This window comes from Bradyrhizobium stylosanthis (assembly GCF_001641335.1).
Classification (GTDB): Bacteria; Pseudomonadota; Alphaproteobacteria; order Rhizobiales; family Xanthobacteraceae; genus Bradyrhizobium; species Bradyrhizobium stylosanthis.
The window spans coordinates 542,237-557,796 of sequence record NZ_LVEM01000003.1 but is presented as its reverse complement, the minus strand read 5'-3'; the positions used below and the strand labels follow the sequence as shown (position 1 = coordinate 557,796).

The 15,560-nt window shown below is 62.5% G+C and carries 16 protein-coding genes; 3 read left to right on the top strand and 13 right to left on the bottom strand.

Annotated features, from left to right (window positions below; translation table 11 throughout):
• Window positions 1–549: 549 nt before the first annotated feature.
• Window positions 550–1,077, top strand: a complete 528-nt coding sequence (locus tag A7X65_RS22370) for a pilus assembly protein N-terminal domain-containing protein (RefSeq protein WP_156527951.1) — start codon at window positions 550–552, stop codon at window positions 1,075–1,077.
• A 7-nt stretch (window positions 1,078–1,084) separates the two neighbouring features.
• On the opposite strand, the gene A7X65_RS22365 is transcribed toward A7X65_RS22370, so the two are convergent.
• From A7X65_RS22365 to A7X65_RS22325, 10 genes are all read right to left on the bottom strand, one after another.
• Window positions 1,085–3,337 carry a hypothetical protein gene (locus tag A7X65_RS22365; RefSeq protein ID WP_063688824.1) on the bottom strand — a complete coding sequence of 751 codons (2,253 nt, stop codon included), beginning with the start codon at window positions 3,335–3,337 and terminating at the stop codon, window positions 1,085–1,087.
• Window positions 3,337–3,519: a hypothetical protein gene (locus tag A7X65_RS41925; RefSeq protein WP_156527950.1), complete on the bottom strand. Its 183-nt coding sequence runs from the start codon at window positions 3,517–3,519 to the stop codon at window positions 3,337–3,339. The genes A7X65_RS22365 and A7X65_RS41925 overlap by 1 nt, the downstream gene beginning before the upstream one ends.
• 23 nt (window positions 3,520–3,542) lie before the next feature.
• Complete coding sequence (locus A7X65_RS22360; RefSeq protein ID WP_063688820.1) at window positions 3,543–5,858, bottom strand: hypothetical protein; 2,316 nt, start codon at window positions 5,856–5,858, stop codon at window positions 3,543–3,545.
• The gene (locus A7X65_RS22355) at window positions 5,851–6,231 is read right to left on the bottom strand and encodes a hypothetical protein (protein WP_063688817.1); all 381 of its coding nucleotides are present in this window, start codon (window positions 6,229–6,231) and stop codon (window positions 5,851–5,853) included. Before A7X65_RS22355 ends, A7X65_RS22360 begins: the two co-directional genes overlap by 8 nt.
• A 266-nt stretch (window positions 6,232–6,497) precedes the next feature.
• The gene (locus A7X65_RS22350) at window positions 6,498–6,695 is read right to left on the bottom strand and encodes a hypothetical protein (RefSeq protein WP_063688814.1); all 198 of its coding nucleotides are present in this window, start codon (window positions 6,693–6,695) and stop codon (window positions 6,498–6,500) included.
• Between the two features lie 248 nt (window positions 6,696–6,943).
• Window positions 6,944–7,279, bottom strand: a complete 336-nt coding sequence (locus A7X65_RS22345) for a hypothetical protein (protein ID WP_063688811.1) — start codon at window positions 7,277–7,279, stop codon at window positions 6,944–6,946.
• Window positions 7,280–7,489: 210 nt separating this feature from the next.
• Entirely contained in the window at window positions 7,490–8,419 is a 930-nt protein-coding gene (locus A7X65_RS22340) for a hypothetical protein (RefSeq protein WP_156527949.1), read from the bottom strand.
• A gap of 6 nt (window positions 8,420–8,425) precedes the next feature.
• Entirely contained in the window at window positions 8,426–9,157 is a 732-nt protein-coding gene (locus A7X65_RS22335; protein ID WP_063688806.1) for a hypothetical protein, read from the bottom strand.
• Window positions 9,154–9,873 carry a hypothetical protein gene (locus A7X65_RS22330; RefSeq protein ID WP_063688802.1) on the bottom strand — a complete coding sequence of 240 codons (720 nt, stop codon included), beginning with the start codon at window positions 9,871–9,873 and terminating at the stop codon, window positions 9,154–9,156. The genes A7X65_RS22335 and A7X65_RS22330 overlap by 4 nt, the downstream gene beginning before the upstream one ends.
• Window positions 9,870–10,097, bottom strand: coding sequence for a hypothetical protein (locus A7X65_RS22325; protein ID WP_063688799.1), 228 nt, complete (start codon window positions 10,095–10,097; stop codon window positions 9,870–9,872). Before A7X65_RS22325 ends, A7X65_RS22330 begins: the two co-directional genes overlap by 4 nt.
• Before the next feature lie 998 nt (window positions 10,098–11,095).
• Here A7X65_RS22325 and A7X65_RS22320 point away from each other — a divergent pair.
• Window positions 11,096–11,308: a hypothetical protein gene (locus tag A7X65_RS22320; RefSeq protein ID WP_063688796.1), complete on the top strand. Its 213-nt coding sequence runs from the start codon at window positions 11,096–11,098 to the stop codon at window positions 11,306–11,308.
• Between the two features lie 122 nt (window positions 11,309–11,430).
• Here the strand turns inward: A7X65_RS22320 and A7X65_RS22315 are convergent, their stop codons facing one another.
• Window positions 11,431–11,670, bottom strand: coding sequence for a hypothetical protein (locus tag A7X65_RS22315; protein WP_063688793.1), 240 nt, complete (start codon window positions 11,668–11,670; stop codon window positions 11,431–11,433).
• Between the two features lie 173 nt (window positions 11,671–11,843).
• Here A7X65_RS22315 and A7X65_RS22310 point away from each other — a divergent pair, with 173 nt between their 5' ends.
• Window positions 11,844–13,136, top strand: a complete 1,293-nt coding sequence (locus A7X65_RS22310; protein ID WP_063688790.1) for a c-type cytochrome — start codon at window positions 11,844–11,846, stop codon at window positions 13,134–13,136.
• Between the two features lie 59 nt (window positions 13,137–13,195).
• Here A7X65_RS22310 and A7X65_RS22305 read toward each other — a convergent pair whose 3' ends face one another.
• Both A7X65_RS22305 and A7X65_RS22300 read right to left on the bottom strand, forming a co-directional pair.
• Window positions 13,196–13,489 (bottom strand): hypothetical protein, encoded by a 294-nt coding sequence (locus A7X65_RS22305; protein ID WP_245323770.1) that lies wholly within the window; start codon window positions 13,487–13,489, stop codon window positions 13,196–13,198.
• A gap of 4 nt (window positions 13,490–13,493) precedes the next feature.
• Window positions 13,494–15,464, bottom strand: coding sequence for a 4Fe-4S binding protein (locus A7X65_RS22300; RefSeq protein ID WP_063688788.1), 1,971 nt, complete (start codon window positions 15,462–15,464; stop codon window positions 13,494–13,496).
• Between the last annotated feature and the right edge of the window lie 96 nt (window positions 15,465–15,560).

The window sequence follows — 15,560 nt, the reverse complement described above, 5'->3', positions numbered from 1 at the left end:
TGCCCCCACAAGAGGGGAGGGATGAATGGGTTTTCGGCAAACCCTTGTGATGGGTAGGGCATCGCCCACCGACAACCTGGCAATTCGCGGACTATCTCCCGATTGCAACTTTCTCCCGATCCCTCTTGCACTCTCCTCATGGTTGAGCAACACTGGCGCTTTCAGTTTCAGTCGGGGACGGCTGGATGCGATTTTTATTCGGAATATTTCTACTATCCGCGCTGGTCTCTTCTGAGGCTTGGTCGGCGGAGCCCGGCTATCCCTCCGATAGGCCTTGTCTCAATCAGGATCCTCGCGTCCGGCCGCCACTGCCGAACGAATACTGCGACTACGTTCAACAGCTTAAAACTTGTGACGGTGACCTGACGGAGCGACTCTTTCGCCAGCGCCGCCAGCCAGCATATTTGATTCCTGAACTCGGGTCTGAGCATCCACGCCGCCTCGTATGCCATCAGGATTAGACGAATGATGCGCGAGCAAGCGGGTCCAAAAAAGTAGTTGAATCTTTGTAGGTAGCTTTCAGTTATTTCACTCTAAGGGGGTTTGCGAATGAAACTCATGTTTGCCGCCCTTACGCTACTGGCGCTGATATCACCCTCGTTCGCACAGCAAAATCGTACCACGACCGAGCGAGAGGTACTCAACCAGCCAATCCTGCCGGAGCCCGGCAATCGCAACCTTCTAGTCAGGTTCGGCGACACGGCGCAGGTCCATTTCAAGATGCCGTTCAAGGGCATCAGGCTCGAGGATCAGAATGTGGTCGCGGCCGAACCGCGAAGCGACCATCTCATTGCATTTACCGGCCTGTCTCCCGGCACGTCTAGGGTGATGCTCGAATCAAGTGATGGTACGCAAAGGACCTGGGGAACCGTCACCGTCTACCGCGATCAGCACGAGGTGAAGCTCTTCCTGCCGCCATCTCGGCAACAGGGAGGTGGCCAAGGAAGCACGGGTGCAGGCGGTATCACCATCATCAACCAGAGCGGTCCGAACGTTCTGCAAACGACGGACAGCCCCGATTTCCGCTCCGTTCTCTGCAACGAAGTCGGATGTTCGCAACCGGCCCAATCGAAGTAGCCCCGACTTATTCGCCCAGCGGACCGTGCAGGCCGGGGTTCGGCCTGTAGGCTTCGATGCGGCCGCTTGTGATGCCGTCCGGATTCGGCGGCTCCGAGGCCGCCGCGATCGCCCCGGTGTCGCGGGCCTTCTTCCAGTTGCCGGAGCCGTGCACGAGGGCGCTTGGCTTCCTGCCCATCAGCTCGGCGGCACTCGACAGCGGAGCCGGCTTGCCTTCGTCGGTGATGAAGCCGCGGCGGTTCTCGACCAGGCCGCTGTCGAGCGCGACATCTAGAAACAACTGGTACTCGCCGAGCTCGATCTCCTTGACCGCATCGACATAGGCGCCGGTGGTCGGGAAGCCGAAGCCATCATGATCGCTGCCGCCGGCAAACGGGACGCCGCTCGGACTGTAGTCGTACTTGCCTTGCTTGCCGACGGAATGGATGGTCTGGATGCGGCCGAAATTGATTGGGCTGGTCGTGGTCGAGTCATAAGCCGTATCGATCGCAACGGTGTAGGCGTTGACCGTCAGAACCGCGTTTGAATCGGAATGGCCCTGCGGATGGTAACAGGAAAGCGCGCCTCCGGTCAGGTTCACGTCGTCGAATGCCAGGCACATCCTGGACACGCCCGTCGAACGCGAGCCAACGGTTGCCGGCGTTGCCAGTGAGCCGCTGACGACGGCGTAGCCGACGGCCGGCCCTTCCGGCGGAGAGATCGCCTCCTGCACGATGAAACCGCCGGCCGTCTTCACCGGCTGAGAAACGTCGAGCGAGAGCAAAACGTGGTGCCAGCGATCGGGCGTGACGCGCTGCCCATTGTACCCAGGGTCGGAATTGTCGAACGGAGCGCCACCGCGGCGCGCCTGAAGCGTGCGATACGTTTCAGGCACTTGCCCGAGGAAGATGTCGGCGGTTGTGTCCAGCGCGTCGGAATACCAATCGTCACTAGGGCTTAGAGGCCCGTCGGTGATCAGCTGACCGTCGGCGACCGAACCAAGATAGAGGCCGCCGTCCGGAATGTTCTGCGTGGTCGCAAGCCCGAACGTGCTCGTGCCCTCATAGGCCGGCGCATCGCCCCGCGGCATGACGACGTTGATCGACAATTGCGGATAGTCGCCGGTGCAGTCGATGCCGATATAGGAGGGGTCAACCGTCTCGGTCGCGCCCGTGAATGCCGGCAATGTTACCGTGTTGTCGTGATCTATCAGACCGCCGGTCGGCGTGTAGATGCTCCCGAACGAGCGCAGATAATCCTGTGAGTGGGTGTGGCCGATCGTTCGCGTCTCGCCGCCCGACGCATCGACTTCTTTCTGAATCGTCGGCGGCCCGAACACCACGAGCGGCACGACACCGCACAGCAACGGCCGAGGTCCACCGGCAGCCTGCCAAGCCGAAAATTCCGCCTGCGCTGCCTCAATCGACTTCGTCGGCGCGCGAAACCAGATCGACAGCGTGAACTTCTTCGCATCAGGAACGAGCGTCGCCAGCGTTGCGTGGCTCTCTCGGTCGTAGAACTTGGCCGCCAGCCCACCCCAGTTGATGTTGACGATGTTCTGAAACGGATCGAGGCGGTACGGCGGGTTGATGTCGTCCTTACCCTTGATCTTCAGCGTAGCTTTTTCGCTTTCGTCGACCAGGTATTGGTTCAGCAGCTTGATCCTGCCGGCCTGACCGTTGACAGACAGCGAATTGCCCCTGTGCTTCAAGGCGAGCGGGATCTCGACTTCGATGTATTGTGCCTGGTCCTTGGTCTCGAGGTCTTTGTCATAGTGCTGGCTGTCGACGACAAACTCCATCAGGGTCGGGTCTGCGTCGATCGCTTTCTGCGCTAGCTCGTCGATGTTGGTCTCGTAGCCGACGATGCGCCGAACCTTGGTCATGCGGGCAGAGTGCACCGCCGTATTCAGGAAATGGTCCTGGTAATCTTCGCCGCGGCCGTTTCCGCCGGTCGATTTAGCGGACTTGATGATGCGGATCGGAATCCATTCGTCCGGGTTGTTGACGTCCGTCGTCGTCTCTGGATCGCAGACCTTCAGGACTTCCGTTTTTCGGGTCTTGTTGCCCTTCGGGTTGTAATCGTCTTTGGTCCGGTCGTCGCACCATTTCAGCTTTCGGACGATGCCCTGTGACTGCGATTCGGACGATTGGCTTTTGCTTTTGATGACGTCGGTGCGCTCGACGTCGGCCCACATGTCGTCGAGGCGCTCGCCTTTCTTGTTGGTGCCGTAGACGCGCGTGATGTGCGTCTTGCGGCTGTCCGGCTTGTTGGTGCCCATCAGTCCTCGGTCCAAGAGATCGACGGGGACGGTTTGCCGGCCGCGGCGAGCGCGGCTTCATAGCTCTCGGAGAGCGCCAGAATGTCCGGCGTCATTTCGATCTCGACGGATACTTCAGGCCCTAGGCCTTCAGCTTCGCGGATCCTCGCAGCTTCTGCCGCGCAGGCCGCGTCAAAGGCCATTTTTGCTTCGTCAACCCTAGGCATCACCGGCCCCCATGCACCCAGCCCGGAGCCGGCCCGGTCTTGAAGTTGGCACTGTCACGCGCCTCACGGCGAACGGCATCGACGATGGCGCTGTCGGCCAGCATGGGTCCGACAGAATTGCCGCCCGGCATCTGGATCGTCACCGGGTGCAACTCCCTGATGCCACCTCCACCCGAGAGACCGTCGAGCGAAGGAAGATCAGCCGCAGCGCCGCCGGTGAAGAGGTGACCGATGCTATCGCCGAACGTACCGACCGCGCCGCCATCCGCAAAATGCCCGATTGGGCCGCCGCCCGAACGCCCCATGACGAAGCGGTTGAGTAGCTTGATGCTCTCTTCCGGAGTCTTCGCATTGTTGAGGGCGACGAGTCTCAGCTGCGCCGGGCTGAGCACCGTTTCGTTGAGCAAATTGATGGACTCTTCCGGCGTCAGATCGGGATCGAACCATTCCGGCGACAAGCCGCCGCCTCCAGCCAGGTGCGCCACCCGGCCGCCCTTGGCGAAGCCGCTGACCTTTCCGAGAAGTCGGCTGATGAAGCCGCCGCCGGCATAGTTGCCGGCATTGAGCCGATCGAGCTGACCTCGACCGATCCTTCGCGCCGCCTCCGCCCGGATAACGTACTCGCCGTCGGAGAGCATCGCCGGGATGCTGTCCGACGTCGACGTGCCCGGTCCCATGACGTGGCCGCCGCCATCCAGGCAGCGCACCAGGCCGCCGCCAGCGGCTGCTACTTCGGCCGATGGAGCACTATCGCCACCGCTGCTGCTCTTCAGGTTCGCCGTAATCTCCTCGATCGCTTGGGCGAGCTTGCTGCCGGCGTCTTTCACTGAGCTGGCGACATCCTCGGTGCTGCCCTCCAACGCACCGCGGAGGCCGAGGCCGTCAACCGGACCCTCGACCTTCGTGCTCTCTGGATTGATATTGTTCAGCCTCGCGCCGAGACTTTGCAGGAACGCATCGAACAAGTCGCTGCGCTGCTGCGGGGGCGCTGCCTGCGGCTGAAGGGAACTCGGTCCCTCCCCAGGTCGGGGCTTTTCCTGCAAGGCGCCGGGATCACCGAACGCCTTGGACAAAAAACCACCAATGGCCGTGCCGCCGAGCAGATCGCCAATGGCGGAGCCCATCCGGCCGTAGCCCTTGGCGCTGTCCCGCAAGATGCCGTAGGTCAACCCTTCCGCAGTTCCGAGCGCTTCGCCGGCGGTCCCAAGTCCGGGTATGCGCGTCCGCTCGCCAAGATCACGACCCGAGCGACCGAACGCCTCTGCGGTCGGCTTGCTCGCCTTGATCCCCTTGGCGATCAGATCGAGTCCAGATTCTACAGTGCGCCCAGCATCGGTACCGATGTTGCTGCTTTGCGGCCCCAGAATGTCGCCAAACTGGCGATTGATCTCGCCCAAGCCACCACCGACACGCTCACCGAATGTCCGGCGCTTGTCTGCCTCTCGCACGGCTTGCGGTTCGGCTCCCGACAGGGCGCGAAACACCGTCTGCGGGTTAATGACCCCCGTGCGCCCCTGCGCGTCTCGGCGGCTGAGCAGAAGATCCAACTCCTCTCGATTGCGGATCGGGACATTGAGCTCACGACCGATAGAACGAGCCACGAGGTTTCCAAGGTTCGGACCGAGTGACTGCAAGGCACCCGATGTCAGACCCTGCGCCAGCTCGCCATTTCCGACATCATGCGGTGCATAGATGTCGCCAAGGAAGCCGCGGGCCTTCTCGGCAGCTTGGGCTGCGGAAAGTCCATCAATCCGACCGCCGGCGGTCAACGCACGCTGTGCAGCTCGAAACTGTTCCTCCGTCGCGTCCGCAATGCCATAAGGCGACTGCAGCTCCTGCTTCCGTTTGAACGACAGGAAATCCTCGTTCGCGGCGGCCAAATCTTTCGGATCCGCACCGACTTTCCGAGCGCTTTCGCGCAGCTTGTCGAACGCATCGCCGCTGGCGCCGAGCGCCTTGAACCGGCTCTCGACCAGCTCGGTCTCTTCGCGGATTTTGGCAAGCTGTGCGCCAAGACCCGCCAGTGCGGCAGGAAGGCCGGCGCCAAGCGCGAATCCGCCAAGCCCCTTTAGTAAGCCACCAAATCCACTACCTTCGAGCAGGGGCGCGATTGCGTCGCTGATCTTCGAAAGCGGCGCTGTTGCCGACTCTGCAAACTTCTTGCCTGCGGTTTCGCCCGTGCGGCCCACCTGCCGCTCGATATCCGCCAGTGACTGCTTGCCGGCCTCGCCGACGGCTTTCAGCTTCGCCTTGATCTCGGCGTCCCCCTCTAGAGCGATCGAGAGCAGGATTTCGTTCTTGCCGCCTTTAGCCATTTGTCAGCTTCCTTTCCACCGCGTGAATTTCTGCTTGGCACTGATCCCAGGTGAGGCCCGCCATGGCGGCTTCGACAACGAGCTGCAGTCGTCTTTCGAACGGCAGCCGCGAGGTTGGATGCTGTGCCGGCAGATCAACGAGATTCGGGCGGACGGCTGCCGACTCATGGACCACGGTCTCCAGTGTTGCAGCCGTGGCCGGATTTCGGGCCGCGATCTTACTACGGCGGTCCGCAAGCACTTCGCTCAACCGCACCTTGCCATCGTGCGACCGCACCAGGCCGAGATTGACCTGTCGGCTCAGGGTACTCCGGTTCAGGCCGATGGCCTTCGCGGCGGCTGCAATCGAGATCAGCGGATCATCGGCGCTCACTGTCGCGCACTCCGTGCAACAACGTTGCGCAAATCGTGCATATGCAACGCCAGCGTGGCTCGTTCGCGCGCTGGCATGCAGATTGCGCATGCGTCACTAGCCTTTGATATTGCTAACCTTCCGCTCAAATTTCTTCCCGAACGTTGCGTCGTTGCGTGCATGGTGTTGCGTGTTGCATCAATTTTGCGGTCTGGCTCTGGAGCATTCGAGTGCCTAGTCCCTCCGCATTGGTTTAAGCCGCTGGGAGGACCCCGCGAGAGAGCATGTCACCTCGTGAATACCTTGCCATCGACAGGAGGGACGAGCATGGGGCGCAGATTGCGGGCCGAGATGCTCATGATCTGGAGCGCAGCCTCCACTGAGAGATCGGTCTCGGTCGCCAGATAGGCAGCTAGGTTTTTTTGCCCCTTAGCTAACGGCGAACCCTCGATAGCCGCGGCGCGATCGTCAGCGAGGCCTGTCATCGCTGCTCCCGCAGACCGTGGCGAGCGTTGACCGCGGATATAGCTCGCTCCCAAGGATCAGTACCGGCTGCTGGCATGGTCGTGGTGGCGGCAGTCTCGTGTGCGCCACTGGCCATGTTGAGCCTTGCGATGGCCTTATCCCAAAGCCCGACTATCTGGGCTCGAGTTGCAGAGCGCTGGGCAGTTAGCTGTGCTGAACGTCGAGTGATGTAGTCGCGCGTAGTCATTCAAAGTTCCTCCGCTGACAATCAGCCGGCCCGCGCCACAAGGCGACACACGGCGGCATCGGTTAACTGATCCCGTTCGTCGCCGGCGATTGCTCGATAGACTGCCAAAACAGCGACTGTGATTGCTGCGCGAAGCTCAGGATCGAAGTGCACTTCAGCTCCGCGCTTTTGGCCCTCCTTCTTCGAGAACGGGCCGAACACAGTGATTTCGCCGCCGTAGTTTCGGGCAAGCAGGCAGCCATTCAACGCAACCCCCGCAATGTTCATGCTGAAACGTGCGATCGGGGTCGGGCCCGTTGCGTCGGTGTTGCTGCAAGCCAGCCGGAGGCCGGTGATTTGGAATGCTGACACCGTCATTCGGGGACGTTACCTCCTGATCGCATGGCAGGCTGTTGGCGCCGCCGCGTATAGATCGCAACCGGGTTAAGTGTTCCGGAGTTCTCGATCACCGAAGATGCTGGTGATTGTTCCTTGGATCGGGAAACGTCGACCGCAGCCCTGCGGGCAGCGTAGATTTGAGAGGCGGATGGCATTGTTTGGTTCATCTTCGATCCTTTGCGGGCGACCTCAGGCGGCCTTGTCGGCCGCCGATTTACTGCGCTGCTCGGCTTCCCAGGCCCTCATGGACTCGGTGTCTTCGAAGATCGGCGACACAGCTTCGAGCTCTTGCTTTACCTCGGGAACAGGATCGCTGTGCACGTGGGCTTCAGTTCGATCGAGTTCGGCAAGAACGGTCTGCGGTGAAACAAAGCGCATTGGTGTCCAACCGGCGGGCGCACCCTTCAGCCCAGGCAAGGCGAGCGCACTTGCGACCGACGACACGCCGGCATACCCCAAAGAATCGCTATACGTGACGCGATCGAAATAGGCTCGGCTCGTGATGTTGGTCGTCAGGCCGCCATGTGACAGATAGGCAGAGCCGTTTGAATTGACCTTGATCTTCGCCGCGTACTCGGGGTCGTAGGGCTTGCCGCTGCCCGGGCGAATCCAGTGCAATTCGCGGACGCGCGAGATCTCCTTTCGGGGCACGCCCGGCCTATCCATGACGGCCACCTCGAAGCCCGGAATCTGCTGATCGTCCGGAAGCTGCCGGTTCAGAGCTTCGCGCTCCATCTCGGCTTCGGCCATCGCGCGCATCGCGGCGCGGAGCTGTTTGGTTGCGGTAGTGACAGCATCTTGCAGCTGCTTCTGAGCCGAGGCGCCCAGCCCGTGGACGCGCGCCAAATTGTCCCTCCGCTCCCTATCGGCAGCTGCATTCTTCGCTTCCGTCAGAGCGTGGTCGGCGCGCCGGTGAGCGGCACGAGCCTTCACGAGGCGAACCTCGGCGAGGTTCTTGACGCCAACGAGGTCGCCGATTTGGTCATCGGACAACTCGATCGGCGGCGCTTCCATCGATTGAACGGCATTGGCGAACGCGGCTTCGGCCGCGGAAAGTTCGCTCTGCGTCTCCCGAGCTTTTGCCTCTAGGTTGGCGATAGACGTCTTCGGTCCGGCCATCTTCAATCACTCCCGCTTCGATAATTGGGAGCATGCACGACGCCGCGCTGATCGCTTAGTGCACAATGCCGAACTTTTTTCATCGCGATTGTGTCGCAAGTGAAACTTGACGACCCGCCCCCCGATCGCGTCCAGTAGCGCCATAGGCGATCCGTCGCGCCCCTTGAACTCAGGGAGGCCAAGGTCCATCCATGCCGCCGCAGCGAACTCCACGAACGGACCTGACGCGCCACCGGGCGCCGGCTGGTTGGTGTGCCGAGTCCAGATGCGAGCCAAACGCTCGATCAACTTCGCCGCGAGCTGGTCCTGGTCGGTGCCGCCGCCGGCCGCCAGCCGAGGGTAGTCGCGCTTGGTCTGCAGTTGGCGAAGCGTCGCGGCCAAATCTCGAGCCTGTCGAACCATGGCCTCCGCCAGCCCATCAGCACCTTCGGCCTTCGCCACGGTCGTCTGCACAAAGCGCGTTGGATCGAGCCGCGATATCTGCCGTGCAGCCTGTTCGGCCCTGGGAATGAGACCGGTGAGGATCCGCTTGCCGTCGGCGGCAGCCTTACGGTGATCCCGCCGGATAGCGACCGCAAGCTCAGCAGCTGCCGCCGCGGACCGGACATCGTGCCGGAGTGCAGCTGCGTCCACTCGAAGGATCGCGGCGAAGGTGTCGATCTTCCCGCGCCTTGCCATCGGCGGCTCGGCGTCGGCCTCGATCGCTGCGGCGAGTTGAGGGAGCGAGGCCGCCGTCACGCCGCGCCCCCTTGCGAAGCCACAATGACGCTGACCCTGCGCACCGATGGGACAAGCTTGGCGACGACCTCGACCAGTTCCGGTTCGAATTCCGACAGGATGCGCGAGCATACGAATTTCGATGGTGCCGCCAGCGTAAGCACGTCACCGGCAACGTCGACCACCTCCGTCCGACCGAACCACGATCTGGCTTTTTCGGCCCCGATGCGAACCCCGAGTTCCTCGCCGAGCGATGCGAGCGCGTCAGCGAGCATCGCGTCGCGCGGCGTTGGGAGATTTACTGGGAGAAGAAAGGGAGATTGTGCGAATGGCGGGTCACCCTTTCTTGTCGTTTGAGTCGCCCTTTTGTGTCGTTTGAGTCGCCCTTTGCCCGAAGGAAAGGGCGACTCTGAAGTCGTGCTTTGTTCGGTAAAGGGCGACTCTATGGGCGCCTTTTCCAACGGGAGCCGGTAGCCGTTGACGTTCCCCCGCCCGGTGGCTGGCGTCATCTCAAGATGGCCAAGTTTGCATAGTCGTTCGATCGCCCGCTGAACGGATCGCCGCTGAGCACCGACGGCCTTGGCGACGTCTTCTTGGCGAACTCGAGCAATTCCGGTGGCGCGGTCCATCCGACAACTGACGAGGTAGGCGATCCTGAAGTCGAGGTCGGTCACCTCCTGGTCCACGACGATTTTATCGAGGCACCACAGCTTGCGCGCGGTCCAGCGGTCGCTCATTGGCGCACCACCGAGGCGCCAAGAAACTGCGCCAGCGCCTCTGCTCCGGCGTCGGCACGATCGACAGTTCCGATGCGCTCGCTGAGCCAGGACAGATCGCCGCCGCGGCTGATGTGCCGAATCCGGAAGCAGGGCTCGCCGTCGCGGTCGCGGGCCTCAAGGACGGAAACAATGCCGCCAATGGAGTGAAGGTCGGCCGAGCGAATTGGGTGACGACGGGTCATCGCCGGCCTCCGCAGAACGCAAGCTCTGCTACGGTCGCAGCGACTGCGGCGGGCAGCGCAAACAATTCTACGAGCCTGCGGGCTTGTAGCGCGGCCGTGTCGGTGGCATTATCTCGGCACTGGATATTGCTGCGAAGAGCGGGGTCGCCTGGCAGGGCGGCCCTTTCGCTTTTAGGGCAGGGTGGGCTACCCCGCTTTCGTTTTGACATTTCCAAATTCTCCTTTCCGTTCAATCCGTGAACGAAAGGAGGACTTGTCAGAAATGACGTTGATGGACCTGCTGTACCAGAGGCCTCTTAATCAGCGGGTCCCAGGTTCGAGCCCTGGTGCGCCCACCAAACAAAGGGCCTTCTCATTCGATGGATTGAGAGGGTGGTCGCCAGGAACGGAACGGGTTTCGTTCGGCGTTTTTGGTGATCGGACCGTCGTACGGCCAGATTGCTCCGCGACTTTTCCTTTGCTTCTGTATCTTCATCCCATTCGATCCAGCGCACAGACCCGATGCCACAGGTCGATGACCTGCTCGTCGTAGACGAGGATATCAGCGCGAGCAAAACGGACAATCTGTTCTGCCCGTCGCCGCAGGGCACAGCTTGCGGCAGACCAGAACCGATCATTCGGGTCGGGGGCGAGGCGCTCCCGCGCTACGTGTTCCCAATACGTGTTGTGCTACGATTTTCTGCGACGTGGTGCGCTTGATGCTCGCTCTCCGGAACCGGCCGGCGCGCGATGCGGGCCGGCTGGAGACATCCTCAAAGACAGCGTGACTACGATTTGTGATCGCCTCGTCCGCGTCGAATCTGGAATCCACACAGCTTGCTTGGGTCTCGGCGAATGTATTCTCTCGCAAGGCGACACCAGGCACTTCGGTCGCGTGAGCGGAGGATGACAACTCCATCGACAATCAAGAAAAAGAGAGATGTGAGGGATCTCACACGGGGGCCTCGAGCCTTGCACTAGTTAGAGCTTCGACTCTCTTCGAACCAACGGAGGTTCGCATGAAGCTCCTGATGATCTCTGGCCTCGCCGCGTTTGGGCTCTTTCTAGCTGCGACGAATATGCAGCGACCGCATCCATCGTCGGGCGGTAGCACACCGGTAACAGGGATGCCCGCAATCCAAGAGATGCAAAAGGCAGCGCAGCCCGGCAAACTGCCGACTGAAGACTTCGAAGATCGATCCCTGGTGTTTCCAAGAGAAACGCAGCGATAGCGGGAATACTGCCGCTGCGCTCCGAAGTGATTGTGGTCCGAGGTGGTGCGTCGTGCAGCTCGCATGGTTTCGAGCAGGCCGATGCTGCAGGTGGCCGTCTCGCCGGCGAGAACAGCACTGGGTCAAGGGCTCATGAAAGTCGGGTCGATCCCGACGGGATAGCCGAGCATTCCGAAGGACTGGAGCAACTCACGGTGGAGGTCAACCTCAAGGATCGCCAATAGCAGCGCCAACACGACGGCGATGTAGATGAGCAGTGGCGACGCGGCTCGCCCGGCGGGATCGCGATTTCGCGGCAGCAAATCGCGAAAGTGCCACAACCTCGATATGAGCTGCCGATATGCTTTCGGGTGCAATTGCATGTTCGGCCCCGGCTTGTGAGGCGCCTTTGCCAAGCCTGCGCGCAAACTGGTCGTCGCTCAAGGCGCCGCTTGCCGCACCTTGGAACCCAATGCGAGCCCCCTCGTTGACCTGGATCAAGTGGGTGGGTTTTTGTCGGGCTGGCATGCGCACCCCGGGGTGTCTCCCACGGCCGATGGATCTGACCTTGCGTCTCGTCACTGCGCTTCTGACAGCGTTGTTGCTGCTGGCGCCGCCACCCGCGCAAGCGCAGTTGGCTGGGCACGGTGGACCCGTCCGCGCGTTGGCCATATCGGTCGATGGCAAGACGCTTCTGTCGGGTAGCTTCGACACCGCGGCGATCCGATGGTCGCTGGCAACCGAATCCGCCGAGCAAGTTCTTCGCTTCCATTCTGATGCGGTGAATGCGGTCGCCTTCGTCGGCGACGGAAGGATGGCAACGGCTGGTGCGGACGGCCGGGTTGCGATCTGGACGCCGGGCCGGCCGCAGCCGGACCAGGTTTTCGAAGGCCATTCGGGACCCGTTGCCGGGCTCGCCATCTCGCCCGATGGATCGAAGCTCGCATCGGCCTCGTGGGACCATACGGTGCGGATTTTATCGTTACCCGACGGTGGGACACGCGTGCTGCAAGGCCACTCCCAAAACGTGAACGGCGTGGCGTTTGCTCCCGACGGAAAATCGCTGGTGAGCGTAGGCTACGATCTGACGGCGCGGATTTGGCGCCTGCCGGGCGGCAGCGCCGACATCGTCATGATGCCGTCGCCGCTGAATGCCGTAGCCATATCGCCTGACGGCGAAATCGTCACCGGCGCAGCGGACGGCAAGCTGCGCATGATCACTGCCGATGGCAAGGTCACCGGAGAGGTCGTGGCCAGCGCCGCGCCGATCGTGGCCCTGGCGATCTCGCATGACGGCGCCCTGATCGCCGCGCCGGTCATTGACGGCACCGTCGCGATTGTCGATCGCAAGGCTCGCAGCGTGTTGCGCATGCTTGCCGGGCTGGGTCGGCCGGTCTGGTCAGTTGCGTTTCTGCCCGACGGCGCGACGCTCCTGACTGGCGATGCTGACGGCAAGATCAGGCGGTGGAATGCATTGACCGGTGCGGCGATCGGGTCGAACCTGGTGGGCACGCCGGTGGATCCGCTCATCGCCTATGCCGGCGATCACGGAGCCGAAATCTTCAGGGCCTGCGTCGCCTGCCACACATTGTCTGAGACGGAAGTCCAGCGTGCCGGCCCGACGCTTGCCGGACTCTATGGCCGGAAGATCGGTTCGCTGCCCGGCTATCGCTTCTCCGAGGCCCTCAAGGCGATGGATATCGTCTGGACGCCGGAGACTGTCTCAAAACTGTTCGAGATCGGGCCGAACGCCTACACGCCCGGCACCAAGATGCCGGAGCAGCACATCGGCTCGGCCGAGGATCGCCGCGCGCTCACGGACTTTCTGGCGCGTGCGACGTCGAAATAACCGGCAATATCGCTTGCGGCTTCCTCAAGCGAAGGCGGCAAGGGTCCATGATCAACGCTCTAATACGCCGGCCATTGCTCCACGGGAATGTCTGTCAGCTCCGGCTTTTCGTTGAGCATGCGAGCGACGTCGATGCTGGGATGTTCCCTAAGCGCCGTCGTGACACACTCGTTGACGTATTTGCGGCGTGACAGCCACTTGATCTTCTTGCCCTTTGCCTCGGCCTTGCAGGCGACGATCGCCTGTTTGAGCGCAACCTTTTGCGCCTTCGTGAGGGCGGCGGCCTCGACGGCTGTGCCGGCGAGAACCGTGATGGCAAGGCACGTCGAAAAACCCATCATGAAACGAAGCATGCGGCTATTCCTTGTTCTCGCGTTGGCGAAGATAATCATCCGTCGTCCGTGGTGGCGCGCGTTCCGGAACGTCCTGGATCGGGTCGAACTGCTGTTCGCTCATGACAATGACGCGGCAATCGGCGCACATCCGCAAAACCGCTGCTCGCTCGCCCCCGGCAGGATACATCCAGTGCTGTCCTTCGAGCTTTGCCGCAATCCGATCGATCGTGCTCTTCACGCCGAAGGGGGTGCCGCAGCGGATGCACAGGGCGGGCTCTTCCTCCTTGACAATAACCGCAGATGCGCGCGCCGCGCGAAAATCGATTTGCGGCTTGAGCGTGATCACCTTCTCCGGGCAGGTGCTCTGGCACAGGCCGCATTGCACGCAGGCGTCTTCGACGAATCTGAGCACGGGACGCTCGGGATCATCGCGAAGTGCGCCGGTTGGGCAGACCGAGACGCAAGACAGACACAGTGTGCAACCATCCGTATTGACGCTGACCGCGCCGATCGGCGCGCCTTGCGGCAAGGCGATCACGTCAACCGGCTTGGGCGCGAGGCGATGCAGTTCGCTCAAGCCGAAGCGAAGCAGATCGCCCCGCTTGCCGACTGTCTTGAAGGTGGCGGGCATCCCGACCGCCGGAAAGATGTCGATCGCGCTCAATTGCGCACCGAGCACGTCGGGATCGTCGGTTTCGATAGTCGCTGCGCGCTGCCCGTCAAATCCGAGCCCGGCCAGAATGGCCTCGGCCGTGGCAATGGTCTGCGACAGTCCGGTCACGGCATGCCGCGGCCTTGCGCGCAGCAAGAACCGCACCGCGGACGCGCCATAGGCGAATGCTCCGATAACCGCTTCCAGCCCGACCTGCGTCAGCTCATTGACGGCGAGGGGAAGCACGTTGGCTGGCAAGCCATCGCCATGACGGGCGAGCGCATCGATCAGCGGCGTGCCGTGCTGGCCGTCATGCAGCAGCAGCACCGGATGCGTGCCGCCGGCCTGGTGATAGGCGAGCAATATGGCGCGAAGGATATGCAACTGGATGTCGGCGGGCGGCAGTGTGTAGGATGCAGCGCCTGTGGGGCAGGCGGCCGCGCATTGTCCGCAACCTGCGCAGACTTCAGCATTGACGGCGACATGGTCGCCGTCCGGCGTGATCGCGCCGGTCGGGCAGAGATCGAGGCAGCGATGGCATCCGATCAGCTTCGAGCGCGAATGCGCGCAGAGGCTGGGCGTGAAGTCGACATATTTCGGCTTGTCGAAGCTTCCGACGAGATCGCGAGCGCCGAGCACCGCACGCAGCACGGCCGCGGGATCTCTCGGATCCGCGCGGAGATAGCCGTCGCGCAAATCGTGCGCGGAAAACAGCGGCGGCTCGCCGGAGAGGTCGAGCACGAGATCGCAGCGCGAGATCGCCCCGTTACGGCTGGCTTCGAACAAGAAGCGGTCGCGCGACGACCGGTGTGGTAGGGCGTAGTCGTCGATCGTGAGCTCGAAGGCGCCAAGATGTCCCCGCGCGTTGCGGATCGTGCCCTTCACGATCGGGAACACGGCCGCAGCGGGCGGCGTCAGGTCTGCCGGCGGCTTGAGCATGACCGTGACATCGAGATGATCTGCGAGCAGCTGCCCGGCTTCGATCGCGGCCGCGTCGCGCCCATAGATCAGGATGATGCCGTCACTCGACAGTGTGACCAGCGGGTGACCCGGCGCGGGAGTGGCGGCCGCCGCAAGCAGCGCCGCCATCTTCGCGCCCGCATTCGCGCCGTCGCGCGACCAGCCCGCCGTCTCGCGGATGTTGACGAAGGTGATCCCCTCAGGGCGTTCGCCGGCCTCATCGGCAAACTGCGCCGCCTGCTGCGTGCAGGCGACAATCAGCGGGCCGTCCGCTCTTGCCGCGTTGCGGAAATGATCGAGTTCCGCGCCGCAGAGATGCCGAAAGCTGCCAATCTCACAGCCGGGGCAGCCACGCCGGATCGCGGCCGTGTCGAGGCGCATCGTGTCCTCGCACGAACAGATCAGGACGGTCTTCGCTGGCTGCTCCAGGTGAATTCCTCCGTCCGGGCGGCGCGGACTTAGCGGACTCGCGCCGAT

What these genes read in the sequence shown, in the direction of transcription:
- A7X65_RS22370 (WP_156527951.1), top strand. Translation starts at nt 550, where the DNA reads ATGAAACTCATGTTTGCCGCCCTTACGCTACTGGCGCTGATATCACCC.
- A7X65_RS22365 (WP_063688824.1), bottom strand. Translation starts at nt 3,337, where the DNA reads ATGGGCACCAACAAGCCGGACAGCCGCAAGACGCACATCACGCGCGTC.
- A7X65_RS41925 (WP_156527950.1), bottom strand. Translation starts at nt 3,519, where the DNA reads ATGGCCTTTGACGCGGCCTGCGCGGCAGAAGCTGCGAGGATCCGCGAA.
- A7X65_RS22360 (WP_063688820.1), bottom strand. Translation starts at nt 5,858, where the DNA reads ATGGCTAAAGGCGGCAAGAACGAAATCCTGCTCTCGATCGCTCTAGAG.
- A7X65_RS22350 (WP_063688814.1), bottom strand. Translation starts at nt 6,695, where the DNA reads ATGACAGGCCTCGCTGACGATCGCGCCGCGGCTATCGAGGGTTCGCCG.
- A7X65_RS22345 (WP_063688811.1), bottom strand. Translation starts at nt 7,279, where the DNA reads ATGACGGTGTCAGCATTCCAAATCACCGGCCTCCGGCTGGCTTGCAGC.
- A7X65_RS22340 (WP_156527949.1), bottom strand. Translation starts at nt 8,419, where the DNA reads ATGGCCGGACCGAAGACGTCTATCGCCAACCTAGAGGCAAAAGCTCGG.
- A7X65_RS22330 (WP_063688802.1), bottom strand. Translation starts at nt 9,873, where the DNA reads ATGAGCGACCGCTGGACCGCGCGCAAGCTGTGGTGCCTCGATAAAATC.
- A7X65_RS22325 (WP_063688799.1), bottom strand. Translation starts at nt 10,097, where the DNA reads ATGACCCGTCGTCACCCAATTCGCTCGGCCGACCTTCACTCCATTGGC.
- A7X65_RS22320 (WP_063688796.1), top strand. Translation starts at nt 11,096, where the DNA reads ATGAAGCTCCTGATGATCTCTGGCCTCGCCGCGTTTGGGCTCTTTCTA.
- A7X65_RS22315 (WP_063688793.1), bottom strand. Translation starts at nt 11,670, where the DNA reads ATGCAATTGCACCCGAAAGCATATCGGCAGCTCATATCGAGGTTGTGG.
- A7X65_RS22310 (WP_063688790.1), top strand. Translation starts at nt 11,844, where the DNA reads ATGGATCTGACCTTGCGTCTCGTCACTGCGCTTCTGACAGCGTTGTTG.
- A7X65_RS22305 (WP_245323770.1), bottom strand. Translation starts at nt 13,489, where the DNA reads ATGCTTCGTTTCATGATGGGTTTTTCGACGTGCCTTGCCATCACGGTT.
- A7X65_RS22300 (WP_063688788.1), bottom strand. Translation starts at nt 15,464, where the DNA reads ATGCGCCTCGACACGGCCGCGATCCGGCGTGGCTGCCCCGGCTGTGAG.